General features: G+C 71.6%; 28 protein-coding genes. 9 read left to right on the plus strand and 19 right to left on the minus strand.

All coding sequences use genetic code 11. From position 1 onward, the window contains the following. Positions 1-117 precede the first annotated feature (117 nt). From sucC to HBH26_RS14120, 6 genes are all read left to right on the plus strand, one after another. Positions 118-1317 carry an ADP-forming succinate--CoA ligase subunit beta gene (sucC, locus tag HBH26_RS14095; RefSeq protein WP_168135266.1) on the plus strand — a complete coding sequence of 400 codons (1200 nt, stop codon included), beginning with the start codon at positions 118-120 and terminating at the stop codon, positions 1315-1317. A gap of 196 nt (positions 1318-1513) precedes the next feature. Next, positions 1514-2263 (plus strand): electron transfer flavoprotein subunit beta/FixA family protein, encoded by a 750-nt coding sequence (locus HBH26_RS14100; protein ID WP_168135267.1) that lies wholly within the window; start codon positions 1514-1516, stop codon positions 2261-2263. Between the two features lie 120 nt (positions 2264-2383). Then, positions 2384-3313: an electron transfer flavoprotein subunit alpha/FixB family protein gene (locus HBH26_RS14105; protein ID WP_168135268.1), complete on the plus strand. Its 930-nt coding sequence runs from the start codon at positions 2384-2386 to the stop codon at positions 3311-3313. Positions 3314-3551: 238 nt separating this feature from the next. Next, positions 3552-4196 carry a peptidylprolyl isomerase gene (locus HBH26_RS14110; protein WP_168135269.1) on the plus strand — a complete coding sequence of 215 codons (645 nt, stop codon included), beginning with the start codon at positions 3552-3554 and terminating at the stop codon, positions 4194-4196. Positions 4197-4243: 47 nt separating this feature from the next. Further along, positions 4244-4414, plus strand: a complete 171-nt coding sequence (locus HBH26_RS14115) for a hypothetical protein (protein WP_168135270.1) — start codon at positions 4244-4246, stop codon at positions 4412-4414. Between the two features lie 108 nt (positions 4415-4522). Beyond that, a complete protein-coding gene (locus tag HBH26_RS14120) occupies positions 4523-5752 on the plus strand; it encodes a dipeptidase (protein WP_239024808.1) in 1230 nt (409 codons plus the stop codon). Positions 5753-5789: 37 nt separating this feature from the next. On the opposite strand, the gene HBH26_RS14125 is transcribed toward HBH26_RS14120, so the two are convergent. Further along, positions 5790-7250, minus strand: a complete 1461-nt coding sequence (locus HBH26_RS14125; RefSeq protein ID WP_239024809.1) for a S41 family peptidase — start codon at positions 7248-7250, stop codon at positions 5790-5792. Positions 7251-7377: 127 nt separating this feature from the next. On the opposite strand from HBH26_RS14125, the gene HBH26_RS14130 reads away from it, so the two are divergent. Beyond that, entirely contained in the window at positions 7378-7743 is a 366-nt protein-coding gene (locus HBH26_RS14130) for a hypothetical protein (protein ID WP_168135272.1), read from the plus strand. A gap of 3 nt (positions 7744-7746) precedes the next feature. Continuing rightward, positions 7747-8421 carry a phosphatase PAP2 family protein gene (locus tag HBH26_RS14135; protein ID WP_168135273.1) on the plus strand — a complete coding sequence of 225 codons (675 nt, stop codon included), beginning with the start codon at positions 7747-7749 and terminating at the stop codon, positions 8419-8421. On the opposite strand, the gene HBH26_RS14140 is transcribed toward HBH26_RS14135, so the two are convergent. Beyond that, entirely contained in the window at positions 8418-9251 is an 834-nt protein-coding gene (locus tag HBH26_RS14140) for an HpcH/HpaI aldolase/citrate lyase family protein (protein ID WP_338057388.1), read from the minus strand. The two genes, HBH26_RS14135 and HBH26_RS14140, sit on opposite strands and share 4 nt — an antisense overlap. Beyond that, positions 9248-10246 (minus strand): UDP-glucose 4-epimerase GalE, encoded by a 999-nt coding sequence (gene galE, locus HBH26_RS14145; RefSeq protein ID WP_168135274.1) that lies wholly within the window; start codon positions 10244-10246, stop codon positions 9248-9250. Before galE ends, HBH26_RS14140 begins: the two co-directional genes overlap by 4 nt. Before the next feature lie 62 nt (positions 10247-10308). On the opposite strand from galE, the gene msrA reads away from it, so the two are divergent. Then, positions 10309-10851: a peptide-methionine (S)-S-oxide reductase MsrA gene (gene msrA, locus HBH26_RS14150; protein WP_168135275.1), complete on the plus strand. Its 543-nt coding sequence runs from the start codon at positions 10309-10311 to the stop codon at positions 10849-10851. Between the two features lie 78 nt (positions 10852-10929). Here the strand turns inward: msrA and HBH26_RS14155 are convergent, their stop codons facing one another. The 16 genes from HBH26_RS14155 to fliF all read right to left on the minus strand — a co-directional run bounded on the left by HBH26_RS14155 (position 10930) and on the right by fliF (position 25766). Continuing rightward, positions 10930-11328 (minus strand): flagellar export chaperone FliS, encoded by a 399-nt coding sequence (locus tag HBH26_RS14155; protein WP_168135276.1) that lies wholly within the window; start codon positions 11326-11328, stop codon positions 10930-10932. Next, positions 11328-12788 carry a flagellar filament capping protein FliD gene (gene fliD, locus HBH26_RS14160; RefSeq protein ID WP_168135277.1) on the minus strand — a complete coding sequence of 487 codons (1461 nt, stop codon included), beginning with the start codon at positions 12786-12788 and terminating at the stop codon, positions 11328-11330. Before fliD ends, HBH26_RS14155 begins: the two co-directional genes overlap by 1 nt. A 34-nt stretch (positions 12789-12822) precedes the next feature. Then, entirely contained in the window at positions 12823-13953 is a 1131-nt protein-coding gene (locus HBH26_RS14165) for an EscU/YscU/HrcU family type III secretion system export apparatus switch protein (RefSeq protein ID WP_168135278.1), read from the minus strand. Next, positions 13953-14726, minus strand: coding sequence for a flagellar biosynthetic protein FliR (fliR, locus tag HBH26_RS14170; protein WP_338057389.1), 774 nt, complete (start codon positions 14724-14726; stop codon positions 13953-13955). The genes HBH26_RS14165 and fliR overlap by 1 nt, the downstream gene beginning before the upstream one ends. A gap of 111 nt (positions 14727-14837) precedes the next feature. Then, positions 14838-15119 (minus strand): flagellar biosynthesis protein FliQ, encoded by a 282-nt coding sequence (fliQ, locus tag HBH26_RS14175; RefSeq protein ID WP_168135279.1) that lies wholly within the window; start codon positions 15117-15119, stop codon positions 14838-14840. A gap of 125 nt (positions 15120-15244) precedes the next feature. Continuing rightward, positions 15245-15994 carry a flagellar type III secretion system pore protein FliP gene (gene fliP, locus HBH26_RS14180; protein WP_168135345.1) on the minus strand — a complete coding sequence of 250 codons (750 nt, stop codon included), beginning with the start codon at positions 15992-15994 and terminating at the stop codon, positions 15245-15247. A 146-nt stretch (positions 15995-16140) separates the two neighbouring features. Then, positions 16141-16407, minus strand: a complete 267-nt coding sequence (locus HBH26_RS14185; RefSeq protein ID WP_168135280.1) for a flagellar biosynthetic protein FliO — start codon at positions 16405-16407, stop codon at positions 16141-16143. A gap of 17 nt (positions 16408-16424) precedes the next feature. Next, on the minus strand, positions 16425-16715 hold the full coding sequence (fliN, locus tag HBH26_RS14190; protein ID WP_168135281.1) for a flagellar motor switch protein FliN: 291 nt from the start codon (positions 16713-16715) through the stop codon (positions 16425-16427). Further along, positions 16712-17653 carry a FliM/FliN family flagellar motor switch protein gene (locus HBH26_RS14195; protein ID WP_168135282.1) on the minus strand — a complete coding sequence of 314 codons (942 nt, stop codon included), beginning with the start codon at positions 17651-17653 and terminating at the stop codon, positions 16712-16714. The genes fliN and HBH26_RS14195 overlap by 4 nt, the downstream gene beginning before the upstream one ends. A 6-nt stretch (positions 17654-17659) precedes the next feature. Continuing rightward, positions 17660-18316, minus strand: a complete 657-nt coding sequence (locus HBH26_RS14200; protein ID WP_168135283.1) for a flagellar basal body-associated FliL family protein — start codon at positions 18314-18316, stop codon at positions 17660-17662. A 20-nt stretch (positions 18317-18336) separates the two neighbouring features. Next, the gene (locus HBH26_RS21215) at positions 18337-20496 is read right to left on the minus strand and encodes a flagellar hook-length control protein FliK (RefSeq protein WP_168135284.1); all 2160 of its coding nucleotides are present in this window, start codon (positions 20494-20496) and stop codon (positions 18337-18339) included. Between the two features lie 38 nt (positions 20497-20534). Further along, complete coding sequence (locus HBH26_RS14210; RefSeq protein ID WP_168135285.1) at positions 20535-20957, minus strand: hypothetical protein; 423 nt, start codon at positions 20955-20957, stop codon at positions 20535-20537. Further along, a complete protein-coding gene (locus HBH26_RS14215; RefSeq protein ID WP_168135286.1) occupies positions 20950-22266 on the minus strand; it encodes a FliI/YscN family ATPase in 1317 nt (438 codons plus the stop codon). Before HBH26_RS14215 ends, HBH26_RS14210 begins: the two co-directional genes overlap by 8 nt. Beyond that, positions 22260-23036 (minus strand): FliH/SctL family protein, encoded by a 777-nt coding sequence (locus tag HBH26_RS14220; protein WP_239024810.1) that lies wholly within the window; start codon positions 23034-23036, stop codon positions 22260-22262. The genes HBH26_RS14215 and HBH26_RS14220 overlap by 7 nt, the downstream gene beginning before the upstream one ends. Then, on the minus strand, positions 23029-24051 hold the full coding sequence (gene fliG / locus HBH26_RS14225; RefSeq protein ID WP_338057390.1) for a flagellar motor switch protein FliG: 1023 nt from the start codon (positions 24049-24051) through the stop codon (positions 23029-23031). Before fliG ends, HBH26_RS14220 begins: the two co-directional genes overlap by 8 nt. After that, positions 24048-25766 carry a flagellar basal-body MS-ring/collar protein FliF gene (fliF, locus tag HBH26_RS14230; protein ID WP_168135287.1) on the minus strand — a complete coding sequence of 573 codons (1719 nt, stop codon included), beginning with the start codon at positions 25764-25766 and terminating at the stop codon, positions 24048-24050. Before fliF ends, fliG begins: the two co-directional genes overlap by 4 nt. Positions 25767-25768: the final 2 nt, after the last annotated feature.

Raw genomic sequence — 25768 nt, forward strand, 5'->3', positions numbered from 1 at the left:
CGAATAATGCTACTGCGAACCGTTATCCTTACATGAAAACGCGGGGTGGATTCATCGGGCGGCCTGTGCTTAAGCGACGGCGATCTTTCCGCCGTCCGATCGAGAGGACCCGCTGCGATGAACATCCACGAATATCAGGCCAAGGAGCTGCTGGCCAAGTTCGGCGTCCCCGTCCCCGCCGGCTTCGCCGCGTTGAGCGTGGACGAGGCGGTCGACGCGTCGAAGAAGCTGCCCGGCCCGCTCTACGTCGTGAAGGCGCAGATCCACGCCGGCGGCCGCGGCAAGGGCAAGTTCAAGGAGCTGCCGCCCGAGGCGAAGGGCGGCGTGCGCCTCGCCCGCACCGAGGACGAGGTGCGCACCGCCGCGCAGGAGATGCTCGGCAACACGCTGGTGACGATCCAGACCGGCGACGCGGGCAAGCAGGTGAACCGTCTGTACGTCACCGACGGCGTCGACATCGCGAAGGAATTCTACCTCGCGCTGCTGGTCGATCGCGCGACCGGGCGCGTCGCCTTCGTCGTCTCGACCGAGGGCGGCATGGACATCGAGACCGTCGCGCACGACACGCCGGAGAAGATCCACACCTTCTCGGTCGACCCCGCCACCGGGTTCCAGCCGCACCACGGCCGCGCCGTCGCCAACGCGCTCGGCCTGACCGGTGATCTCGCCAAGCAGGCGCAGAGCCTGGCCTCAAAGGTCTACGACGCCTTTCTCGGCACCGACGCCTCGCAGATCGAGATCAACCCGCTGGCGATCACCGAGGACCAGAAGCTGATGGTGCTCGACGCCAAGGTCGGCTTCGACGGCAACGCCATGTTCCGCCACAAGGACCTGGCCGAGCTGCGCGACGAGACCGAAGAGGATCCCGCCGAGCTGGAGGCGTCGAAGTACGACCTGGCGTACATCAAGCTGGACGGCGACATCGGCTGCATGGTGAACGGCGCGGGCCTCGCCATGGCGACGATGGACATCATCAAGCTGAATGGCATGTTCCCCGCCAACTTCCTCGACGTCGGCGGCGGCGCGTCGAAGGAGAAGGTGACGGCGGCGTTCAAGATCATCCTCGCCGACCCGAACGTGAAGGGCATCCTCGTCAACATCTTCGGCGGAATCATGAAGTGCGACATCATCGCCGAGGGCATCGTCGCCGCGGCGAAGGAAGTGAACCTGTCCGTGCCGCTGGTCGTCCGGCTGGAGGGCACGAACGTGGACAAGGGCAAGGAGATCCTGGCCGGATCGGGCCTCGCCATCGTCCCCGCCAACGACCTGGGCGACGCGGCGAAGAAGATCGTGGCGGAGGTGCAGAAGGCGGCATGACCCGCGACGGCATCGACTGATTCGCAAGGGGGCCTGCACGCATCGCCGCGCGGGCCCCTTTTCTTTGCACCCGGCGCGCCCGCCGGACGTTACGGCATCGCGGGCACGGCATACCGCACTTGCGAAAAGCACGGCTTCCCGCCATGGGAACCGGCAAACGCGATCCTGCAAGGACGAACGAGAGGAAGGACCCTCGATGAAGGTTTTGGTCCCGGTCAAGCGCGTGCTTGACTATAACGTGAAGCCCCGCGTGAAGGCGGACGGCAGCGGGGTCGATCTCGCCAACGTCAAGATGAGCATGAATCCATTCGACGAGATCGCGGTCGAGGAGGCGATCCGGCTGAAGGAAAAGGGCACGGTCACGGAGATCGTCGCCGTCTCGATCGGCGAGGCGAAGGCGCAGGAGACTCTGCGCACCGCGCTCGCGATGGGCGCCGACCGCGCGATCCTGGTGACCGCGGAGGAGAAGGTGGAGCCGCTCGGCGTCGCCAAGATCCTGGCGAAGATCGTCGAGGAGGAGCAGCCGAGCCTGGTGATCCTGGGCAAGCAGGCGATCGACGACGACAACAACCAGACCGGGCAGATGCTCGCCGGGCTGCTCGGCTGGGGCCAGGGCACGTTCGCGTCCAAGGTGGAGCTCTCCGCCGATAGCGCGAAGGTGACGCGCGAGGTGGACGGCGGGCTCGAAACGGACACGTTCAGGCTGCCCGCGATCGTGACGACGGACCTGCGCCTCAACGAGCCGCGCTACGCCAGCCTGCCCAACATCATGAAGGCGAAGTCGAAGCCGCTCGCGCAGAAGACCGCGGCCGATTACGGCGTCGACGTCACCGCGCGCGTGAAGACGCTGAAGGTCGCCGAACCCGCCAAGCGCACCGCGGGCGTGAAGGTGGCCGACGTCGACGAACTGGTGAACCGGCTCAAGTCGATGGGCATCGCGAAGTAGGGCATCGTGCCCACCCTCCGTTCGGGCTGAGCGCAGTCGAAGCCCACGCACCACGTCCGCCGCTTGCCCTTCGACTTCGCTCAGGGCGAACGGAGGTGGGATTGAAGGAAGGCTGAGAAGATGAAGACTCTCGTTTGGGTCGAGCACGACGGCTCGGCCGTCAAGGACGCCACCCTCTCCGCGGTCACCGCCGCGGCGAAGCTGGGCGAGGTGCACCTGCTGGTCGCCGGCCAGGGCGTGGACGGCGTCGCGCAGGCGGCGGCGAAGATCGCCGGCGTCGGCAAGGTCCACGTCGCCGACGACGCGGCCTACGCCCACGCGCTGGCGGAGAATGTCGCGCCGCTGGTGGTCGAGCTGATGGGCCACCACGACGCCTTCGTCGCGCCCTCGACCACCAACGGCAAGGCCATCGCGCCGCGTGTCGCCGCGCTGCTGGACGTCATGCAGATCAGCGACGTGCTCTCCGTGGAGTCGGAGGACACGTTCACCCGCCCGATCTATGCCGGCAACGCCATCGCCACGGTGCAGACCTCGGACGCGAAGAAGGTCATCACCGTGCGCGGTACCGCCTTCGAGAAGGCCGCGGCCGAGGGCGGCAGCGGCACCGTCGAGGCGGTCGCCTCCACCGGCGACAAGGGCCTCGCCACCTTCGAGGGGCAGGAGATCGCCGCGTTGACCCGGCCGGAGCTGACCAGCGCGAAGATCATCGTCTCGGGCGGCCGCGCGCTCGGATCGGGCGAGAAGTTCGCCGAACTGATCGAACCGCTCGCCGACAAGCTGGGCGCGGGCGTCGGCGCCAGCCGCGCCGCGGTGGACGCGGGCTACGTGCCCAACGACTATCAGGTCGGACAGACCGGCAAGATCGTCGCACCGGAAGTCTACGTCGCAGTCGGCATCTCCGGCGCGATCCAGCACCTCGCCGGCATGAAGGATTCCAAGACCATCATCGCCATCAACAAGGACGAGGACGCGCCGATCTTCCAGGTTGCCGACATCGGCCTGGTGGGCGACCTGTTCAAGATCGTGCCGGAGCTGACGGAGAAGCTCTAGGCGCACCTGCGCGCCGGTGCGAGCGCCGGCAGGCGCTCGCACGGATTCGTTCGGCGGCGGGTCGGCTTGTCCGAACCCGTCCGACGACGCGGGACTTGCTCCCGCGTCGGCCGCTCGGCAACGACGAAACCCGGCCATGGCGGTCTCGATCGCCGGCTCGTGCACCCGCGGCCAGTCGGCTTGCAGCGCGCGGACAGCCGGCCTTGTCCACGCCGTCACCCGCCGCTAGCCCGCGACGATGCGCCTTCTCCTCCCGCTTCTCGCCCTCCTCGCCCCCGCCGTCGCCCAGGCGCAGCGCGCCGACCGGGCCACGCCCGGCTGGGTCCGCGTGCGGCTGGAGACCGCCGATGGCCCGATCGTGCTGGCGCTCAACCAGCGCCGCGCGCCGATCACCACCGCCAATTTCCTGCGCTACGTCGATGACGGCCGCTTCGACGGCGTCAGCTTCTATCGCACCGCCCGCAACAAGCGGTCGCCGCAGTTCGGCTTCATCCAGTCGGGCATCCGCACCGACGCGCGCCGCTTCCTCGACATGATCCCGCACGAATCGACGCGGCAGACGGGCATGAAGCACCTCGACATGACCATCTCCATGGCACGCAAGGGGCCGCCCGGGTCCGCCAACGGCAATTGGTTCATCACCGTCGGCCCGATCGCGGCGATGGACTGGACGCCGCAGAACCCCGGCTATGCCGCGTTCGGCCGTGTCGTCGGCGGGCAGGCGACGGTGAAGCGCATCCTCGCCGAGCCGACGGGCCAGCAGATGAACGGCACGCTGATGCTGCGCCCCGTCCGCGTGAACCGCGCGGTGCGGCTGGACGGCGTCGCGAAGCCCACCGGCCGCCCGCGCCCCTGGCTGATCGAGCGGCGCAAGGACGGCTGAACTCTCGCCGTCACGCATCGTTCTGTTTCTTCCAAGGAGAACGAGCGATGCCCGATCAACCCAACAAGCCTGGCGGCGACTTCCGCGACGACGGCAAGGTGCGCGACGCCGGCGACGAGCAGGCGGTGAAGAACCAGGGTGGCACCACGCCCGACGCCTATCCGGACAAGTCGTCCGGCAAGAACGCCGGCGGCGACCTCTACGACAAGGATTCGTGACCGCCCGCTCCCCGGTCAGGGCCGGGGAGCGACGTCCATATCCGCCGCGACTGGCCTCCCGCGCGCTTCGCGCTTGCCCCGGCGCCCGGTTCGCGCATGATCCGCGCCATGCTCGCGCTCCTCCTCGCCGCCGCGCAGGCGGCCGCTTCCGCCCCCGCTCCAGCCCCGCCCCGCATCGAGCGGCTGCTGGAGCGCACGCCGATCATCGACGGTCACAACGATCTCGCGTGGGAATTGCGCGAGCGCTACGGCTCTCTCACCGATGCGGTCGCGGGCGACACGTCGAAGGCGGCGTGGCCGCTGCAAACCGATCTCGCGCGGTTGAAGCGGGGGCATGTCGGCGGGCAGTTCTGGTCGGTGTGGATCCCCGCGACCGCGCAGGGGCCGCGCGCGGTGGAGATGACGGTCGAGCAGATCGACCTCGTTCGCCGCATGGCCGCGGCTCACCCCGCCGCGCTGCGCCTGGCGACGACGGCGGCGGAGGTGCGCGCGGCGATGAAGGCGGGCCGCGTCGCCTCGCTGATCGGCGTGGAGGGCGGTCACCAGATCGACGCGAACCTGGCCGTCCTGCGCCAGTTCAAGGCGCTGGGGGTCGCGTACATGACGCTCACCCACTCGCAGTCGCTGGAGTGGGCGGACAGTTCCACCGGCACCGTGCGCGCCGGCGGCCTGTCGCCGTTCGGCCGGCAGGTGGTGGCGGAGATGAACCGGCTGGGCATGATCGTCGACGTCAGCCACGTCGCCGACACGACGATGGCGCAGGCGCTGGACGTGTCGAAGGCGCCCGTCATGGCCAGCCACTCCGGCGCGCGCGCGGTATCGGACGTGCCGCGCAACATTCCCGACGACCTGCTGCGCCGCATCGGTGCCGGCGGCGGCGTGGTGATGGTGAACTTCTACCCCGCCTTCGTCTCGCCGCGCTGGCGCGCCTGGGATCGTGAGCGGAGCGCCTATGCCCGCTCGGTCGGCGTGCCGGACGACGTCTACGACGACCGCGCGCCGGCGAAGCTGCTGGAATGGCAGCGCACCCATGCCGAGCCGGCGGTGACGGTGTCCGACGTCGCCGACCATGTCGACCATGTCGCGCAGGTCGCGGGCAAGGCGGCGGTGGGGCTGGGCGGCGACTTCGACGGGATCAGCGGGACCGGGCCGATCGGGCTGAAGGGCGTGGAGGGCTATCCCGCGCTGTTCGCCGAACTCGCGCGTCGCGGCTGGAGCGACGCGGACCTCGTCGCGCTGGCGCAGGGCAACGTGCTGCGCGTGATGGAGCGGGTGGAGGCGGTCGCGCGCGAGATGGCCGCGGTTCCCCCCGCGGTGGTGCCGACGACGCTGCGCTGACGGTGCGGCGCCCGGCCGCGGCCTCGCGGTCGGCGGCTCAGAACAGGCCGGGCGTCTCCCGCTGCGCCACCGTGGGCGCGCGCGGCGTCAGCGGCTCGCGCTCGCGGCCGAACGCCGTCCGCGCCGATGCCGCGCTGGCGCCGATTGGCGTACAGCCGCGCCCGGCGAGAAAGCTCAGCGCCGCCGCCACCGACGCCTCGGAGGCGTCGCCCAACGGGCGGGAGAGGTCGTCGCCCGCCTGGCACGTCGCCTCCATGCGGCTCGCCAGCCCGTTGTAATAGTCGCCGGTGCCCGCCGCGTTGGTCAGCGCGAAGGCGATCACGCGCAGCCGGTCGTCGCTGCACGACGGATTGTCGAGCGCGATCTGCCCCACCGGCTTGCCGAAGGTATTGGACCCCACCAGCGCGGCATTGGCGTGCAGGTACGGGACGAAGGCGTTGATGACATACTCGCTGGCCGATGCGGTGGCACCGGTGCCAATAAAGGCAATCTTCATCGCCGGGATCGCCTCCGTCTCGCGCTGGAAGTAGCGGAAGCGGTCGTTCGACGCCTTCGACGCGCGATATTTCGTGGTCGCCTGCAGATCGCTGGCCTGGCGGTTGCCGCCGAGCAGGTCGGCGAACACCTCCGCGGTGGAGAGCAGCCCGCCGCCGTTGTAGCGCAGGTCGACGATCACGTCCGTCACGCCCGCCGCGCGGAACGTGGCGAACGCCTGGCGCAGCTGCGCGTCGGCGGTGGAGATGAAGGTGCGCAGGTTGACGTAGCCGACGTTGCGCCCGCCGTCGGCGATGATGCGGCTGCCGTAGCGGGGGGAGACGGGTTGCAGCGCATAGTCCGCCTTCCTGACCGTCACGTCGCGCGTCCCCGCCGCGTCGGCGATCCGCAGCACGCGCGTGGTGCCCGCGGTGGTGGGGCCCAGCGCGTCCGCCACCGCGCCCTCGCCTCCACTCGCCAGCAGGTCGGACACGGAGCGCAGGTCGGCGGCGGAGGTGCCGATCGCCAGCAGCTGCGTGCCCCGGTCCAGCCCGGCGGCATAGCCGGGCGCGTTCTCGAACGCCTCCATCACCACCACGCGCTGCCCCGGCACGTCGTAGCTGAGGCGGATGCCGAAGCCCGCGGAGGAGCCCGCGTCGTAATAGGCGTCCTCCTCCGCGACGGAGGTGACGTAGGTGAAGTAGCGGTCCTTGTTCTGCGCGCGCGCCGTGGCGGTCAGCTGGTCGACATAGTCCTGCAATGCGTCGAGATCGCGCTGTCCCGCCGCCGCGACCGGCGCGGCGAAGGCGGCGGGCAGCGTTTCCGGAAACAGGTACCACTCGCTCATCCGGTCGTAGACCCAGCGCCCGCGCGCGGCGAGCGTGCAGCCGGCCGCGCCCGCGGTGGGGGAGGGCGACGGCGCGGACGCCACCGGCGTTCCGCCGCTCCCGCCGCCGTCACCCCCGCCGCATCCCGCCAGCACCGCCGCCAGCGCCAGCATTCCCGCCGTCCGATTCGTCCTCATGTCGCGCCCGCTCACGTCCTGGTATCGGCGTGGACCCTGCTCGCGACCGCGAGCCGTGCCGCAACAGGCTCGCAACCGCGCGGCGTCCGCGCCGTTGTCGATCTTAGCCGATCCACCGGGAGGTTCCATGCCGCGCCTATTTCTCTGTCCCGCCCTCGCCCTGTCGCTGCCGCTGTCGCTGATGGCCTGCGGCGAGGTGCGCCAGGGGAACGAGACCACCGCCGTTACCGTGCCCGACAACGGCTATAGCGCGCGCATGGCGGCGCTGAACGAGGGCGAGCGCAACGCGGTGCTGTTCCGCGCCATCCGCGACGCCGGCCGCGATTGCCAGGGCGTGGCGCGCTCGCAGACGGTGGATCCGGTACAGGGCAAGCCGGCGTGGCTGGCCAGCTGCGAGGACGACGGCCAGTGGCTGGTCGTGATGGGCAACGACGGAATCGCCACCGTCACCAACGCGCGCGAACTGGCGGGGGCGCGCCGGACCGGCGGCTGAGGCATGGCGTCGACGCTGTCCACGGCCGAGCCGCCCGCGCCCGCCACGCGCCGCCCGCCGCGCCTGCTGCTCGCCGCGGCCGCGGGCAGCGGGCTGATCGCGCTGCTGCTGTTCGCCTCCATGCTGACCGACGCGGCGCCGTTCGGCTGGGACCGTACGATCCTGCTCGCCGTGCGCGGTGCGGGCGGGGCGGCGTGGGTGCGCGCGGCGATGATCGATCTGACCGCGCTCGGCGACGGGCTGGTGCTGACGCTGGTGGTGCTGGTGGCCGCCGGCTGGCTGCTGGTGGCGCGCCGCCCGCTGACCGCGGGGCTGGTGGTGGCGGCCACGGCGAGTGGCGGGTGGCTGGCGGCGCAGGCCAAGCTGTTCGTTGCGCGGCCCCGGCCCGACCTCGTCGACCATCTCGTCCCCGTCAGCGGGCTCAGCTTCCCCAGCGGCCACGCGACCAACAGCGCGATCGTCTACCTGACGCTGGCCAGCCTGGTGACGCAGGTCGAGCGCGGGCGGGCGGAGCGGCGCTACATCCTGCTGGTGGCGCTGGTGCTGGTCGGCGCGATCGGCGTCAGTCGCGTGTACCTGGGCGTCCACTGGCCATCCGACGTGCTGTCGGGCTGGTGCGTGGGCACGCTCTACGCGCTGCTGTGGTGGTGGATCGGCGCGCGGCTGCGGCGGCGTTAATCGACCTGCTCCAGCAGCCGCTCCGCCGCCTTCAGGTGCGGCGCGTCCACCATCCGCCCGTCGAGCTGGAGCGCGCCCGCGCCGGGGTTCGCGGCGAACAGCGCCACCACCGCCCGGGCGTGCGCGACCTCCGCCTCGCCGGGCGTGAAGGCCGCGTTGATGATCGCGACCTGCGCGGGGTGGATCGCCATCATCCCGGTGAAGCCGTCGCGCCGCCCGCGCGCGGCATAGGCGGCGAGGCCGTCGGTGTCGCGGAAGTCGGGATAGACGGTCTCGATCGCCGGCACGCCCGCGGCGTGGGCGCCGAACAGCGTCAGCGCGCGCACCACCTTGTAGGGGTCGGTGTAGCCGCCGTCCGCCTCGCGCGCGCTGCTGGCGCCGATCGCGGCGGGCAGGTCCTCCGCCCCCCAGGTCAGTCCGGCGAGGCCATGGCCGTCATAGTCGCCGAGCGTGAACACCGCGCGCGGGGTCTCGCTGGCGACAGGCAGGATGCGGTAGCCGCCGGGCAGCAGCGCGCGCAGCCGCGCGACGGAGGCGCGCCCTTCCGCCTTGGGCAGCACCAGCCCGTCGAACCCCGCCCCGCGCAGGGCGGCAACATCGTCCGCCACCAGCGTTCCGTCGAGCGGGTTGACGCGCACGAACAGCGCCGGTCCGCCATCGCGCGGCGCGTCGAGGAAGGCGCGCACCGCGTCGCGGGCCTCCCCCTTGCGCGACGGGGCGACCGCATCCTCCAGGTCGAGGATCAGCGCGTCCGCGCCGAGACTCAGCGCCTTCTCCATCCGCTCGGGCCGGTCGCCCGGCACGAACAGGAGCGAGCGCAGCCGCCTCACCGCCCGCTTTCCGCCAGGTGCCGCTCCCACGCCAGCGCGTCGCGCACGATGCCGTCCAGGTCCGCGCGCTTCGGCGCCCAGTCGAAGGTCGAGAGGATCGCCGCATTGTCCGCCACCAGCTCGGCCGGGTCGCCGGCGCGGCGCCCCTCCATGCGGCGGTCGAGCGTGCGGTTGGTCACGCGGTCCACGGCGTCCAGCACCTCCAGCACGGAGAAGCCGCGGCCGTAGCCGCAGTTCAGCGTCACGCTCTCGCGCGGGTGCGCCACCAGCCAGTCGAGCGCCGCGACGTGCGCCTCGGCCAGGTCCGCGACGTGGATATAGTCGCGCACCCCGGTGCCGTCGCGCGTGTCGAAATCGGTGCCGTAGACGCCGACATGCGCGCGCTTGCCGATCGCGGCCTCCACCGCGATCTTGATGAGGTGGGTCGCGCCCAACGTCGATTGCCCGCTTCGCCCCTGCGGATCGGCGCCGGCCACGTTGAAGTAGCGCAGGCAGGCGTAGTTCAGCGGATGCGCGGCGGCGACGTCCTTCAGCATCGCCTCGCTCATCAGCTTCGACATGCCATAGGGATTGATCGGCTGCGTCGGATCGCCCTCCGCGATCGGCACCCTGGCCGGCGTGCCGTAGGTGGCGGCGGTGGAGGAGAAGATGAAGTGCGGCACGCCCGCGGCCACCGCGCTCTCGATCAGCGCACGCGTCGCGGCGGTGTTGTTGCGATAGTATTTCAGCGGGTCGCTGACCGATTCGGGGACCACCACCGATCCCGCAAAGTGCATGATCGCGGCGACACGGTGTTCAGCGACCACCTCGCCGATCCGCGGGTCCTCCACCGCCATCTCGACCAGCGTCGCGCGGGGGTCGACCGCCCAGGCGAAGCCGGTGACCAGATTGTCGACGACGACCACCTCGTATCCTGCGTCCAGCAGCGCCAGCACCGCGTGGCTGCCGATATAGCCCGCGCCGCCCGTCACCAGCACCTTTCCGTCCAACGCCATACGCCGTCCTCCTTTGCGGGCGCGGTAGCCGGTTCCTACATAAGGCGAAAGGAGATAGGTTGATGACCGACTATGCGACGCTGGCAGGCGGCTGCTTCTGGTGCACGGAGGCGGTGTTCAAGGACGTGATCGGCGTCGAGAGCGTGGAGAGCGGCTACATCGGCGGGCACGTCGCCAACCCGACGTACAGGCAGGTGTGCGGCGGCGATACCGGTCACGCGGAGGCGATCCGCATCGGCTTCGATCCCGCGCAGGTCAGCTATGCCGACCTCCTGGACATCTTCTTCGCCACGCACGATCCCACGCAGCTGAACCGGCAGGGCAACGACGTCGGCACGCAGTACCGCTCGGCCATCTTCCCCGCGTCCACCATGCAGGAGGAGCAGGCGAACCAGGCGATCGCGCGCGCGCAGGCGGAGCAGTCGAAGCCGATCGTCACGACGATCGAATATGCGGACGACTGGTATCCGGCGGAGGATTACCACCAGGAATATTGGGAAGGCGAGGGACAGCGGAACCCCTATTGCCTGGCCGTCATCCCGCCCAAATTGCAGAAGCTGCGCAAGAGCTTCGCCGCGCGCACGAAATCCGCCGCCGTGGCGTAACGGCGCCGGCGCAGTCGGAGCGCCGCCTTCCCCCTCCGGCGCCAGGGCGACCGGACACGAGGAAGAGCGGCCCTCCCGTCACGCCGCCCGCGCCTGCTTCCACGCCTGCGCGATCTCGTCCAGCTCGGCGGCCACGCGGCGGAAGGGCGCCCCGTCGGTGCCGATGGCGGCTTCCACCACCTGGCGGCGGCAGCCGGCGTAGAAGCGTTGCAGCGCGGCGCTGACGTCGCCGCCCTTGTCGTGGTCGAGGTTCGCTTCCAGCGCGAACAGGATCGCGGTGGCGCGGGTCACGCGCTCGCTGCGCGTCTGGTACTGGCGGTGCTCCGCTGCCCAGGCGGCGACGCGCAGCGCCTGTCCCAGCTCCTCGTAGAGCACCTGCACCAGCGCGGGTCCGTCCGCCGCGGCGGTGCGACCGGCCAGGTCGATCTCGCGATAGGTGCGCGCGGGGTCGCGCAACAGGGCGGAAGCGTAGGCCATCAGCTCGACTTCGTCCACATGTCGACCTGCTGCTGCAGGTAGGCCTGCGTCGCCTTGTAGGCGGACACGCGGCTGTTCATCGACGAGAATTGCTGCGTCATGCGCGTCGTCATCTTCTCCGCCGCCTCGGTCAGCTTCGCCTCCTGCTTCGCCAGGTCCGTCTTCGCCGCGGCATAGGAGCTGCCCGACGCGCCCAGGCCGTAGATCGTGCTGGAGGCGTTGAACTGGAGCGACTGCATCGCCGCGTAGAGGCCGGTGCCCGCCGTGGCGGACACGGCGAACATCTGCTCCACCGCGGCGGGCGACTTCTGCAACGCGGCCGTCAGCGCGGTCTCGTCCACCTCCAGCGTGCCGTCGCGCTTCGTGCGCACGCCGATCGCCGCCAGCGTCGCGGGTTCTCCGGGCGCGGCGGCGGGCATCAGCACCTTGCTGGCCAGCCCGCGCAGCATGTTGGTGAGCTGGCGTGCGGCGGGGTCGCCGCGCAGCGACCCGGTGACGGGATCGGTCTGCTCCTTCAGGATGCCGAGCACCTCGTTGTACGTGGCGGCGAAGTCCTTCACCGCGCTGGTCAGCGCCGGCGTGGGCGTGGCCGTCGTCAGCGTCACCGCGGTGGTGGAGGGCGCCACCAGGGTCAGCTTCATGCCGTCGATCGCGTCGGAAATCTCGTTCGACGCGCGCTGGATCGGTACGCCGTCGACCGTCAGCTCGGCGTTGCGCGCGGACTGGATCACGCTGGTGTTCGTGGCGGTCGGGCCGACGTCGATGCCGGACAGGTCGCCGCCGGCATCGCTGACGCTCGACAGCGTGAAGGCGCTGGCGGCGCCGGTCGCGCCGCGCAGCGACAGGTACGCCTTGCCGCTGGCGTCGGTGACGACGGAGGCGGTGACGCCCGTCTTGGCGCGGTTGATCGCGCCCGCCACGCCCGACAGCGTCTTGTCCGCCTCGTCGATGCGGATCGACACGGGCGTGCCGCTGCCCACCGTCAGCGACAGCGTGCCGGTGCCCAGCACCTGCGAGGCCGCGTCGAACGGCACGGTGGAGCGGGTGGTCTGCGCCAGCGCCAGCTTCTCGACGGTGACGGTTGCGGTCCGTCCGGCGATCGCGGCGCCGGACGTGGCGACGGCGGTGAGCGTCGACGGGGCGGAACTGACCGGCTGGGTCGACAGCGTGCCGCCCTTCACCAGGCTCTCCAGCGCCTTGTTGAACTCCGAAATGGTGTTCTTCAGCGTGGCCACGCCGGAGATCTGCGCCGTCAGCGTCTCCTGCTTCTTCGCCAGCTGCGCCTTCTTCGCCGCGAACTGCGCGTCGACCAGCGAGGGGACGAGGCTGCCGAGATCGACGTCGGAACCGGTGCCGAGCGACTTCAGCAGCGAGGCCGCCGCGCTCTGCGACGCGCTCCTGGTCGACGCGGCCGTGGCCGTGGTCGTCGTCGCGATGGTGCTGGTCGTCGTGGTGGCCATGTCGATCTCCTAAACGACCGCGCGCGGGCGGACTTTACGCCTGCTGGACGCCATTTTCGTCGAACCGCGCGGTGGCGGGCACGTCGATGCGCGGCGGGACGGCGCGTCCGCCCTGCTGCGCGTTGATGCCGAAGACGAAGGCGAGGACGGTGGCGATGGCGAGGTACAGGTCGTCGCGCACCTCCTGCCCTTCCTTGCTGGTATAGTAGACGGCGCGGGCGAGCGCGGGATATTCCAGCACCTGCTTGCCCATCTCCCCCGCGGCCTGGCGGATGGCGAGGGCGGTGGCGCCGCGGCCCTTGGCGACGACGACGGGCACCTGGTCGCGCCCGCGGTCGTAGCGCAGCGCGACGGCGAAGTGCGTCGGGTTGGTCAGCACCACGTCCGCCTCCGCCACCGCCTGGCGCATGCCCCCGGACAGCACCTCGCGCTGCTTCGCGCGCAGGTGGCCCTTCATTTCCGGATTGCCCTCGCTCTCCTTGTGCTCGTCGCGCACCTCCTGCTTGGTCATGCGCAGCTTCTTCAGCAGCTGCATGATCTGCGTCGGCACGTCGAACATCGCGATCGCGACCAGGCCCAGCGCCATCACGAGCAGCACACCCATCAGCGTCGAGCCGAGCGAGCCGAGTGCCACGCGCAGGTCGGTGGAGGCGAGGCCGAAGCTGAAATGCGCGGTCTTCCACAGCATGTACGCGCCGATCGAGCCGAGGAGGATCACCTTCAGCAGCGACTTGCCCAGCTCCATCCACCCGTTCAGGCCGAAGATGCGCTGGAGGCCGGAGGCCGGGTTCAGCCGGTTGCCCTTGGGCGCCAGCAGCGATCCGTTGAAGGAGAGGCTGCCGAGCGCCCCCTGGCTGACGATCGCGGCGACGACGGCGATGGCGAACAGCGTGCCCAGCGACGGCGCGAGCCGCCACCCTGCCTCGATCAACGGGTCCATCGGGCGGAAATCCTCCACCTCGCCGCGGCCGAAGGTGAAGCTGGCGCGCATCACCTCGCGACAGGCGGCCACCAGCTTCGGCCCGAACAGCATCATCCAGGCGACGCCCGCCAGCACGACCAGCGCGGTGGCGAGGTCGCGGCTCTTGAGGATATCGCCCTTCTTGCGCGAATCGTCCTTGCGCTTCTGTGTCGGGGCTTCCGTCCGATCGCCGCCCTCCGACATCAGCGCAGCACCAGCCGCTGCGTCATGTCGAGGCCCTCGCGCACGATCACCAGCATGAAGTCACCCATCGCCGGGAAGGCGATGGCGAGCGCGACGACGCCCGCGGCCAGGCTGGCGGGAAGGCCGATCGCGAACAGGTTCAGCGCCGGTGCGGAACGCGACAGCATGCCGAGCACCAGGTTGAGGCACAGCAGCAGGAAGCCGACCGGCAACGCCAGCAGCAGCCCGGCCAGGAAGGCGTAGCCGCCGAACAGCGCGATGTCGCGCAGCTGCCCCGCGGTCAGCCAGGCGGCCCCCGGCGGCAGCGCGCGATAGGAGCGCAGTACCATATCCACGAGGACGAGGTGCCCGTCGAGCGACAGGAACAGCAGCGTCAGCAGGATCGACAGGAACTGGCCGATCGCCGGGCTGGAACGGCCGGAATTGGGATCGATCATGTTGGCGAAGCCGATGCCCATCGACCCGCCGATGATCTCCCCCGCGATCAGCGGCGCGGCGAAGGCGATCTGCAACACGAAGCCGAGCGCCAGCCCCACCAGCGCCTCCGCGGCCACGGCGACGAAGGTGGCCAGCGCGAACACCTGGGCTGGCGGCGTCACCGGATTGGCGCCCAGCACCAGCACGCCGATCGCCCCCGACAATGCGACACGCACCGGCAGCGGCACGGAGACGTTGCCGAACACCGGCGCGAACACGAACGCCGCGCCCACGCGCACCATCACGAAGAGGAGCGCCCACAGCTGCGGCTCGATGGCTAATCCAAAACCGAGCACGTCAGCGCCCTACCTCCGTTCGCCCTGAGCGAAGTCGAAGGGCACGCGCCACAGATTGGGCATGGGCTTCGACTTTGCTCAGCCCGAACGGATGCTGCGCGTTGGTCACGATTAACGCACCAGATCCGGGATGCGCGCGAAGATCTCGTTGGTGAAGTCGCTCAACAGGCCGAGGATCATCGCGCCGAACACCATGATCGACACGGCGACGACGATCAGCTTGGGCACGAAGCTCAGCGTCTGTTCCTGGATCGACGTCGCCGCCTGCACCATGCCCAGGATCAACCCCGACAGCAGCGCCGGGATCAGGATCGGCGCGGCCGCCAGCGCCAGCACCCACATGGTCTGGTTCGCCAGCGTCAGGAAATAGTCGGCATCGACGAGCGGGTTCATCACGTTCCTCACAAATCCGTTCGTGGTGAGGAGGGGCTGAGCTGCGTCGAAGCCCCGTCTCGAACCACAGCCGTCCTTCGAAACGCCGCTGCGCGGCTCCTCAGGACGAGCGGCATGCTCCATCGCTACGTCGCGAACGAATTCGCCAGGCTGCCCATCGTCAGCGCCCATCCGTCGACCAGCACGAACAGCAGCAGCTTGAACGGCAGCGAGATGATCGTCGGCGACATCATCATCATGCCCAGCGCCATCAGCACCGTCGCCACCACCAGGTCGATGACGATGAAGGGCAGGAAGATCAGGAAACCGATCTGGAACGCGGTCTTCAGCTCGCTGGTGACGAACGCGGGCAGCAGCACCGAATAGGGGACGTCCGCGGTGCTGCGGTACGGACCGGACTTCGCCATGTCGGCGAACATCGTCAGGTCCTTCACGCGCGTCTGCTTCGCCATGAAGGCGTGGAGCGGCGCGCCCGCGGTCTGGATCAGCTGCGTGCCGTTCAGGCGACCGGCGGCGTAGGGCTGGATCGCCTGCGTGTTGATCTGGTTCACCGCCGGCGCCATCACGAAGAAGCTGAGGAACAGGCTGAGGCCGACCAGCACCTGGTTGGGCGGCGTCTGCTGCAGCCCCAGCGCCTGCCGCAGGATCGACAGCACGATGATGATCCGCGTGAAGCTGGTCATCATCAGCACGATGCCCGGCAGCACGCTGAGCAGGCCCATGATGATGAGCACTTGCAGCGACAGCGACAGCGATCCGCCGCCGGTCGTCGACGAGGCGTCGCCGCTGGACAGCTGACCCAGCGCGCGGTCGACCGCATCGCCCACGCCCGGTGCCGCAGGTGCGGCGGGTGCCGCCTGCGCGAAGGCGGGCATGGCGACGAACAGCGCGACGATGATGGCGAGGAGGGCGAAACCGATCTTCCCCGCGCTCGTCACCCCGGACCTGTTTCGAGATCCACGGCCGGAGGGTCCGGCATGACGGAAGAGGGGGGTGGCGCCCCGGGTCCGGGTCACGATCGTCACAGCTCGCTGCCCGCCTTCGTCTTGTCGACCAGCTGCACGCCGCCGCGCCCGACGGAGACCAGCAGGCGGCTGCCCTCGAAGTCCACCACCGCAAGGCGCAGGCCCGGCGAGATCATCATCGTCTCCTTGACCGCGATCATGCGCGTCTGCGCGCGGCCCGGCATCCGGCCTTCCAGCCGGCGCCACAGGTACAGCGATCCGATCATCAGGCCGCACACCAGCGGCAGCAGGACGATCAGCTTCAGGACGTAGGACCACATCATCTCAGATCAGCTCCGGATCAGCCGCGCTTCTCGGGGGCGACCAGCTCGGTCATCTTCACGCCGAAGCGCTCGCCCACCGTCACCACCTCGCCGCGGCCGATCAGCGTGCCGTTGACGAACACGTCCAGCAGCTCGCCCGCGTTGCGGTCCAGCTCGATCACGCTCGCCTCGCCCAGCGCCAGCAGCTCGCGCAGGGAGAGCGTGGTGGAGCCGATCTCGACGGTCAGCTTGACGTCGACGTCCTGCAGCAGCCGCAGGTTGGCGGCGACCGCGGCGTCGACCGGGAACCCGCCGGTCATGTCGTTCATGCTTCAAATCCTTCGAGCTTGGTAAGGCGGATCGCGGCCTTGCCGTTGGACGTGCCCACGGTGCCGCTGCCCAGCAGCGACGCGCCCACCTTCACGGGCACGTCGTTGCCGAAATCGATCGGGATGACGTCGCCGGGTTTCAGCGCCATCAGCCGCTGCAGGCTGACGACCGGCTCGGCCAGCACGGATCGCACCGGCATCCGCACCGTCATCGCGGCGCGGGTGAGGGCGGTGCGCCACTCGGGTTCGACCTCGACGGGCTTGGCCACCACCTTGCCGGTCAGCTCGGTGGCGTGCGGCTTCAGCGTGGCGACCGGGTACAGGACGTCGACGAACACCGGCTTCGCCTCGCCGCGCGCCACGCCGAAGCGGGTGACGACCACCACGTCCTCGGCATCCGCGCCGTTGACGTTGGCGGCGTTCGATTCGCAGCGGCCGACGGAGAAGGCGGCGCGGGCCAGCGGCTCCCACGCGGTCTCCAGCGCCTGCGCGATGCCGGTGCCGAACCGCTCCGCCAGCGCTTCGGCCGCGGGGGAGAATTCGCGCGGCAGCGTCGCGGGCTCGTCGCCGGAGCCGCCGAAGAACAGGTCCAGCAGCACCAGCAGCAGCGCGCCGTCGACCACGCACAACACCGGCCGCCCGTCCATGCCGAGCGACGTCCACGCCGTCAGCAGCTCGGCGCGGCCGGCGCGATAGTCGCCCAGTCGCACCACTTCCAGCGGCTCGGCCCAGGCGCGGCATTCCTTGCGCAGCAGCCCCTCGAACGTTGCGCGCACCCCGCGCGCGGCGCGCGCGCTGAGATGCTGGAGTGCGTGGAGGTCGCCGAACGGATGCAGCTTGGGCGCACCCAATACGCCCGACGCCGCCACGGCCTCGGCGCGCGCGGACGCGCGGCGCTCGGGCGCGGGTGATTCGGCGGTTTCGGGCGCGTTAACCATGCCCGGTCACTGAACAACGAAATTGGTAAAGTAGACGTTACTGATCCCGCCGAATCCCTCCTTTTCCTTCAGCACCTGGTTGATCGCCGCGACGAGCCGCTTCTGCAGCAGCTTCTTGCCGTCGGAGGAGAACACCTGGTCCTCGGTCGTGTCGCCCAGCGCCATCAGGATCGCCGATCGCACGGCGATGTCGTTGGTCTTCAGGTTGGTGATGACCTTGTCGTCATAGGGCGTGGACACCGCCACGCCGACCTGCACCACGTGCACCGATTCCTGAAGGTTGGAGGTGAAGTCCTTCTCCATCGCGTAGTAGTTGGAGGCGAACTTCTCCCCGCCGGATCCGGCCGGCGTCGGCGCGCCATGGTTCTCGGACGCGGCGGCCTCGCCTTCGCCCTCGCCGCCGCCGCCATGCTCGCCGCCGCCCTCGCCGCCTTCGCCGCCCTCGCCGGCGTGCTTCTGCTCCGACTTGGGCACCAGCTTGGGCTTGTTCGGATCCTCGGCCGGGCCGGCGTGCGCGCCGCCGCCGATCAGGCCGGAGCCTGCGGCGTACAGGCCGGCGCCCACGCCGCCGCCGATCAGGATGCCGGCGCCCAGCACGGCGACGAGGATCTTCTTCATCTTGCCCTTCTTCTTGGGGGCGGGCTCTTCGGGCTTGTCACTCATGGCGGGTCCTCTTCGACGGGTCAGGCGACGCGGTCGGCGTCGGATGGGGTGGCGGTGTCAGCGGCCCGGCGCCGCGCGGAGGGCGGGGCGGCGGGCTGCTGCTGCTGGGGCGCCTGCTGCTGCGGGCGCTGGTTGGACGTGCCGGTGCCGGCCGCGTCGCTGCCGGGCTGGTGCAGCCGCACGCCGCTCTTCTCCGCCAGCTCGGCCAGCTTGGGCGCGGCCTCGGCCAGCAGCTGGCGCGTCTGCGCGTGCTCGGCGGTGATCTGCACCTGCACCGTGTCGCCGTCGCGCTTCAGCGAGACGTCGACGGTGCCCAGCGCGTCGGGCACCAGGCGGATCGACAGGTCGTCGCGGGTCGCGCGGCTCTCCGCCACCATCTCGCGGAACGCCTCGATCCGCTCGACCAGCCGCGTCGGCCAGTGCGCGTCGCGCAGGTCGAGCGGCGCGGGTGGAGCCATCGCGGTCGGGGCGGCGGGGGCGAGCTGGACCGGCGCCGCCGGCGCGGCGACGGGCTGCGACGGAGCCTCGGCGGAGACGGCGCGGTGGATCGCCTGCGCGAAGGTGCGCGCCGCGATCTCGACGCGCGGGGCGACGGGAGCGGGTGTCGGCGCGGTCGCGGGCGCCGCGACGGCGGAGCGCCGCTCCGCCGCGTGCGGCTCCACGGTTTCCGGCGGCGCGGGCTCGGCATCGGCGATGGCGACCGAAGGCACGACACGCGTGCCGGCGGCGGGGCGCGGCGCGGAGGCGGTGGCAAGGGACGGCGCCGGGAGAGGCGCGGGAGCCGTCGCGACCGGACCGGCCGGAGCGGGAGTCGCCGGGACAGCCGTCACCGGGACAGCCGCCACCGGGACAGGCGCCACCGGCGCGGGAACGATCGGCACGGGAGCGGACAGCGCGATCGTCGCGGCGACCGTCGGCATCGGCGTGGCTGCGACCGGCAGCGGCGGGGTCGGCAAGGCCGCGGCGCCCGTCGACGGCGGGAGCGGGGCGTCCGCGGCCTCCCGCTTGGGCGCATCCGCGCGTGTCCGCTCGCGGCTCGCCGTCATGGCGGGCTGCGTCGGCACGCCGGACCACGACGCCGCCGCGGGGGCGGGGGCGGGGGTCGGCTGGGTCGCCGGCCGGTTCGTGCCGGGGACGGCACCGGGTGCGGCCGCGGCACGATCCGTCATCGCGGCCGTGGCCTCGTTGCCGGGCGCGGGCGGAGACCCCTCGCTCCGACCCGATGCGGGGCGTGGCCCCGCCGGCAGGGTTTCGAAGGGCAGGGTCTGGGCCGGTGCGGCGGCCGCAGGAGCCTCCCGGTCCGGCGCAACGGATACCGGCACGGGCGGGGACGGCACGACCGCCGCTGAAACCGCGACGGGCATGGGGGGCAGCGTCGATACCTCCGCCACGGCGACTGGCGCGGGTCCGGCCGGCTGCTCCTTCGTCGCGGGTGTGGCGGGGGCATCGGGCAGCGCGGCGACCGGCTGGGCGGCGGGAAGCGAGCGCGCGATCATCGCCGCGCGCAACTCGGCGCGCCTGGCCGCGCGCGCGGAAGGCGTGGGGGCGGGGGTCGCGGCTGCGGCGTCCTCGCCCGCCGGCACCGTGCCGTCCGGCAGGACGGGCGCGGGCGAAGGAGGCGGGTCGACCGGCTGGAGAAGCGAGGCGGCGAGCGGCGCGGGCAGCGGAGCGCGGCCGGTCGGCGTCGCGGCAGGCAGCGTCGCGGCAGGCAGCGCCGTCGCAGGCAGCGTCGCGGCGGGCAGCGGGTTGCCCGGCAGGGTCGTGGCGGGCAGCGTGATGGTCGGCGCGGACCCGGGCGCCGCGACGACCTCGGGCAGGCTGGCGGCGAGCCACGACAGCGGATCGTCCCCGGCCGGCCCGGCATCCGGCAAGGCCTTGCCGCTGGTGGCGCCATCCTGCCGCGCGACGGTGCCGGTCACGATCGAGAGCGCGGGCGGGGTGGCGGCCGGGAACTGACCCGGCATCGGATCGGGCATGGCGGCGAGGTCGAGGAACGAGGCGACCGGCGCGCCTTCCGCACCCGTCCGGAACCCGCTCGCCGCCGTGGTGCCCTCCGCACCCGGCACACCCGGCTGAAGCAGGCCGGGCAGCGCGACGGCGACCGCGGCAGGCGCGCCGGCAGACGGCATGCCGGGCGCGGTCAACGCGCTGGTGACGGACAAAGCGGCAATGTTGGTCACGGGGTAGGTTCGCCTCGCCGGTTGATACCGGCGGACCATCAGCAAGGATCGTGCCGAACCTTCCGAGCGGTCGCCGGCGCGTCCTGCATCGCGCGGATCTCCGCCGCGATTTCCGCCGTGGCGGCGCGCGCCATCAGCTTCTCGACCGCGCTCTGGTCGCGCATCGCGCCCTTGGTCGCCTCCGCGGTGCGGTCCGCGGCGGCCTGGGCCGTGCGGACGCGGTTGGCGGCGGCGTCGGCGGAACGGTGCAGCCGATCGCGGTAATGCGCCGCCGCGGCCAGCGCGGTCGCGTCGAAGCGCTCGGGCGTGGGGCCGACAGCGGCGGCCAGCCGCCCGATCCGCTCGGCCAGCGCGGCCTCGCTCGCCAGTCCGTCGCGCGCGCGCGCCTCCTCCGCCCGGGCGAGGCCCAGCTGGAGCGTGCGGACGCGGTGCAGCCGCGCCAGGCGCTTGGGGTCAGTCACCGAAGACGCCGATCAGCTCGGCGGCGGCCTCGTCCAGTGCGACGCTCTGGTGCGTGTCCTGCCGCACATATTCGATGATCGCCGGGTGATAGGCGATGGCATCGTCGATCCGCGCGTCGCTGCCGCTGCGATAGGCGCCCATCAGCACCAGGTCGCGGTTCTCCTCGTAGGTGGCGAGATGGCGGCGCAGCGCGCGCGCGGCGCGCTGGTGCTCCACCGGCACGATGTCGTTCATGACGCGGCTGACCGACTTCGACACGTCGATCGCGGGATAGACCGCCTGCTCGGCCAGCGCGCGGGACAGCACGATGTGCCCGTCCAGAATCGATCGTGCCGAATCGACCACGGGGTCGTTGCCGTCGTCGCCGTCGGCCAGCACGGTGTAGATCGCGGTGATCGAGCCGCCGCTGTGCACGTCGGTGCCCGCGCGCTCGATCAGGTTCGGCAGCATCGCGATGGCGGACGGGGGGTAGCCGCGCGCGGAGGCGGGCTCGCCCAGCGCCAGCCCGATCTCGCGCCCCGCATGCGCCACGCGCGTCAGCGAATCGATGATGAGCAGCACCTTCCTGCCCTCGTCGCGGAAGGCCTCCGCGATCGCGGTGGCGCGCAGTGCACCGCGGATGCGCAGCACCGGCGAATGGTTCGCGGGCACGGCCACCACCACCGATCGCGCGCGCGCCTCGCCCGCGACCTTGGTCTCGAGGAAATCGGCGACCTCGCGGCTGCGCTCGCCGATCAGGCCGATGACGATCACGTCCGCGGCGGCCGCCTTCACCATCATGCCCAGCAGCACGGACTTGCCGACGCCGGACCCGGCCATGATGCCGACGCGCTGGCCCTGGCCCACCGTCAGCAGGCCGTTGATCGCGCGCACGCCGACGTCCAGCGGGGCGAGCACGCGCCCGCGGTCCAGCGGCGACTGCATCCGCCCGGCGAGCGGCCAGCGGCCCGCGCCGCGGATCGGGCCCAGCCCGTCGATGGGCGCCCCCGCGCCGTCGACCACACGGCCCAGCATCGCCGCGCCCACCTCCGCCTCGCCCGGCTCGCCGAGCGGGCGGACGGGGGCGTGCGGCAGCAGCGCGGCGGGGCCGCCCAGGTTCATCATCAGCGTGCGGCCGTTGCGGAAGCCGATCACCTCCGCCTCCACCTGGTCGCCCACCGAGCATACGGTGCCGACCGGCAGCGTCAGGCCGACCGCCTCCATCAGCAGCCCGTCGTACGAGGCGAGACGGCCCGACACGCGCGGACGCGGCCGGAAGGCGGTGGTCTCCAGCGTGTGCAGGTAATCCTGCGCGAAGCGGTTCAGCATGCCGGCAGCGCGGCGCGCTCGATCGCGGCTTCCAGCTGCTCCAGCCACATCGCCGGCCCGTCCTCGACGATGGTCGAGGCGGCCTCCATCACGAAGCTGCCCCGCGCCACCGCGGCGTCGCCGACCGGAAAGACGGTGGCGGGCAGCCGGCCGTCCAGCAGCGCGACATCGTCGGGATGGACGCGCAGCATCGCCGATTCGCTGGCGTCCGCCAGGCAGTCGGTCGCCGCCTCGACGCGCGCGGCCAGCAACTCGCCCGACACGCCCGCCTCCCCGACGATGCGAGTCACCAGCGACAGAACCGTGCGGCGCAGCTGCTCGGCCAGCAGCGCGCGATCCACCGCGCCGCCGCCCACCGATGCGGCGACGCCGGCCAGCAGCGCGTCGTCGCGCGCCGCCGTCTCCTCGATCGCGGCGACCGCGGCGGCGTAGCCCTCGTCGTAGCCGGCCGCGCGCGCGGCCTCGACGGGATCGGGCGCCGGCTCCCGGCACGCCTCCAGCGGATCCCATCCCTCCGTCGGGTTCGCCTCGCGATCCTGCGGGTGGAAATGGCGCGGGCGCGGCATGCCGCCGCTCGCGCCGAACGCTTCCTCGATCCGCGCGATCAGGTCCGCCGGGCTGAAGCCGGCGACCGGCGCCTGCGCGCGGCGTTCCTCCAGCGCGGCCTCCGCGGCGGCGTCGCGCCGCGCGGGGAAGCCGACGACGAAGCCGCCGTCGCGACGGTCGTCTCCCGGCAGGCCGAACGCGCCCTGCGACATGGCGTCAGACATAATCGTCCTCGCCCCCGCCCATCTGGATCGTGCCGTCCTTCGCCAGGTTGCGCGCGATCTGGATCATGGCCTTCTGCGCGTCCAGCACCTCGGACAGCTTCATCGGCCCGCGCGCCTCCATGTCGTCGCGGATGCCGTCCGCGGCGCGCGCGGACATGCTGCCCAGGATGCGGTTGCGCGCCGCCTCGTCGCAGCCCTTCAACGCGCGGGTCAGGATGTCGCCGTCGACGTTGCGGATCAGCGTGGACAGGTTCTTGTCGTCCAGTTCCAGCAGGTTCTCGAAGACGAACATCGCCTCCTCGATCGCCTTCGCCACGTCCTTGTCCATCTTGAACAGCTTGGGCATCACGCGCAGCTCGGTCGCCTTGCGCGCGCCCTGCAGCAGCTTCGCCGCCTCGCGCGTGCCGCCCAGCTGAACGCCCGCGGCGGTCGGCGCACGCGTCGCGCTGCGCCGCTGGATCATCTGGCGTAGCGTCTCCACCGCCTCCGGCGTGATCGGCCCCAGCTTGGCGATGCGGTGCAGGATGTCGGGCTGCGACGCCTCGGGCAGCAGCTCCAGCACCTGGCTGCCCACCGCCGGATCCAGGTTCGCGATCAGCACGGCGGCGATCTGCGGATGCTCCTTGTTCAGCATCTGCGCGATCTCCTTGGCATCGAGCCACTCGAGCATCTCGATCTCGCACACCGCCTCGGTTGGCGTGATGCGGGCGAGCACGCTTTCCGCCTTCTCCGGACCCAGCGCGCGGTTCATCACCGTCGTCACGTGCGGGCGCGGGTCGAAGGTGATGCCGGTGCGCTCGCGCGCGCGGCCGACGAAATCGTCCAGCACGCTGCCGACCTCCTCCTCGCTCACGTCGGCGACGTCGAACATGGCGGCGCCCAGCTTGCGCACCTCCTCGGGATCCAGCTTCTGCAGGATGGCCGTGGCCTCGTCCTCGCCGACCAGCATCATCAGCACCGCGGCGCGCTCGACGCCGGTGAAGTGACGGGGGGCGGCGGCAGTCGCGGCGGTCACGACTTGTCGTCCGCGGCGATCATGTCGCGCACGGCAAGCGCGGCGCGCGCCGGATTGTCGCGGGTGAAGCCGCGCACCGCGCCGACCCGTCCTTCGAAGCTGCTGCTGGTCTCGATCTGGTCGAGCGCCACCGGATCGGCGACGGTGATGCCCGCGGGCAGCGGGCCCGCGCCGCCGGCCGGCGCCGCCGTCCCCATCGGCAGCGCCTCGGCGGCGCCGGCGGTCGCGGCGGGCGCGACGGCGTCCTCCCGCTTCTTCATCAGCGCCTTGGCGAGCGGGCGCACGCCGAGCAGCAGGACGAGGAGCGCGATGACGATCGCGGTCGCGTTGCGCGCCAGGACGGGCAGCCACGCATTGTCATACCATGCCGGGCCGTCCGCCGCGGCGCCCGCGGCGTCGGCGAACTTGCGGCTGATGACGGTGACGTTGTCGTTGCGCGCCTGGTCGAACCCGACCGCGCTCTTCACCAGATCGCTGATCTGGTTGATCTCCATCGCGGTGCGCCGGCCCTTGTCGGGGTCGCGCAGCAGCACGGCGACAGACAGCCGGCGCACGCCGCCGGGCGCGTTGCGCGTGACGGACACTTCCTTGTTGAGGTCGTAGGAGCGCGCGAACTGGTCCGACTGCTTGTTGGCGTCGGGCGCGGGGCCGCCGGCGACGGGCTGCGGCGTCGGCACGCCGGGGTTGCCGGTGGCGGGCTGCGGCGTCGACAGCTGGCTGGCGGGGGGCGGTGTGTTGCTCAGCGCGCCGGGAATGCCGCCGGGGGTCTGCTGCCCGCCGGCCATGTTGCCGGTCCAGTTGCCGGTCTCGGCGCGCAGGCGGCCGTCCTTGTCGAAGCTCTCGCGCGTGGCGCTGGTCTCGTCCAGATTGACGTCGGCCTGCACCTCGGCGGTGAAATTGCCCGCGCCGACCAGCGGCGTCAGCAGCTGGATCAGCTGTTGCCGGTACTTGTCCTCCACCTGACGCTGGAAGCGGATGCGGGTCTCCGACCCGTCGGTGTTCGCGCCGTCCTTGCTGAGCAGCCCGCCGAGCTGGTCGACCACGGTCACCGCGTCGGGCTTCATGCCGGGCACGCTGCTGGCGACCAGGTTGACGATCGAGGCGACCTGCGCGTCGCTCAGCGCGCGTCCCGCCTGCAGCTTCAGCACCACGGAAGCGGACGGCTGCGCATTGTCGCGCAGGAACACGCTGGCCTCGGGCGTGGCGAGATGCACGCGCGCCTCTGCCACCGCGTCGATCTCCTGGATCGATCGCGCCAGCTCGGTCTCGCGCGCCTGGCGCAGGCGCTCGCCCTCCACCGCGCGGCTGACGCCCATCGGCAGCTGGTCGAGGATCGCGTAGCCGCCCGGCGCGGCCTTGGGCAGGCCCTGCCCGGCGAGCAGCAGCCGCGCGCGGGAGTAATCCTCCTCCGCCACGGTCAGCGCGCCCGACGAATCGTCGATGTGGCTGTCGATGTTGCCGGCGGACAGCGCCTGCGTCACCGCCGCCTTGTCGGCATCGGCGAGACCGGAGAACAGCGTCTTCTGCGGCGGTGCCGACAGCGCGGACCAGGCGAGCGCCGCGGCGCCGACCAGGCCGACCATCAGCGCCATCGGCCCGGCGCGGCGCACCGCGGGCTGGGCGAGGACGCCCTGGATCTGCTTCAGCGGGTTGGCGAACCGCTCCGGCACCAGCGGTGAGGGGGCGGGGTTCATGGGGGCGAGGGCGTTGCTCATCG

Source organism: Sphingomonas corticis (genome assembly GCF_012035195.1).
Classification (GTDB): domain Bacteria; phylum Pseudomonadota; class Alphaproteobacteria; order Sphingomonadales; family Sphingomonadaceae; genus Sphingomonas; species Sphingomonas corticis.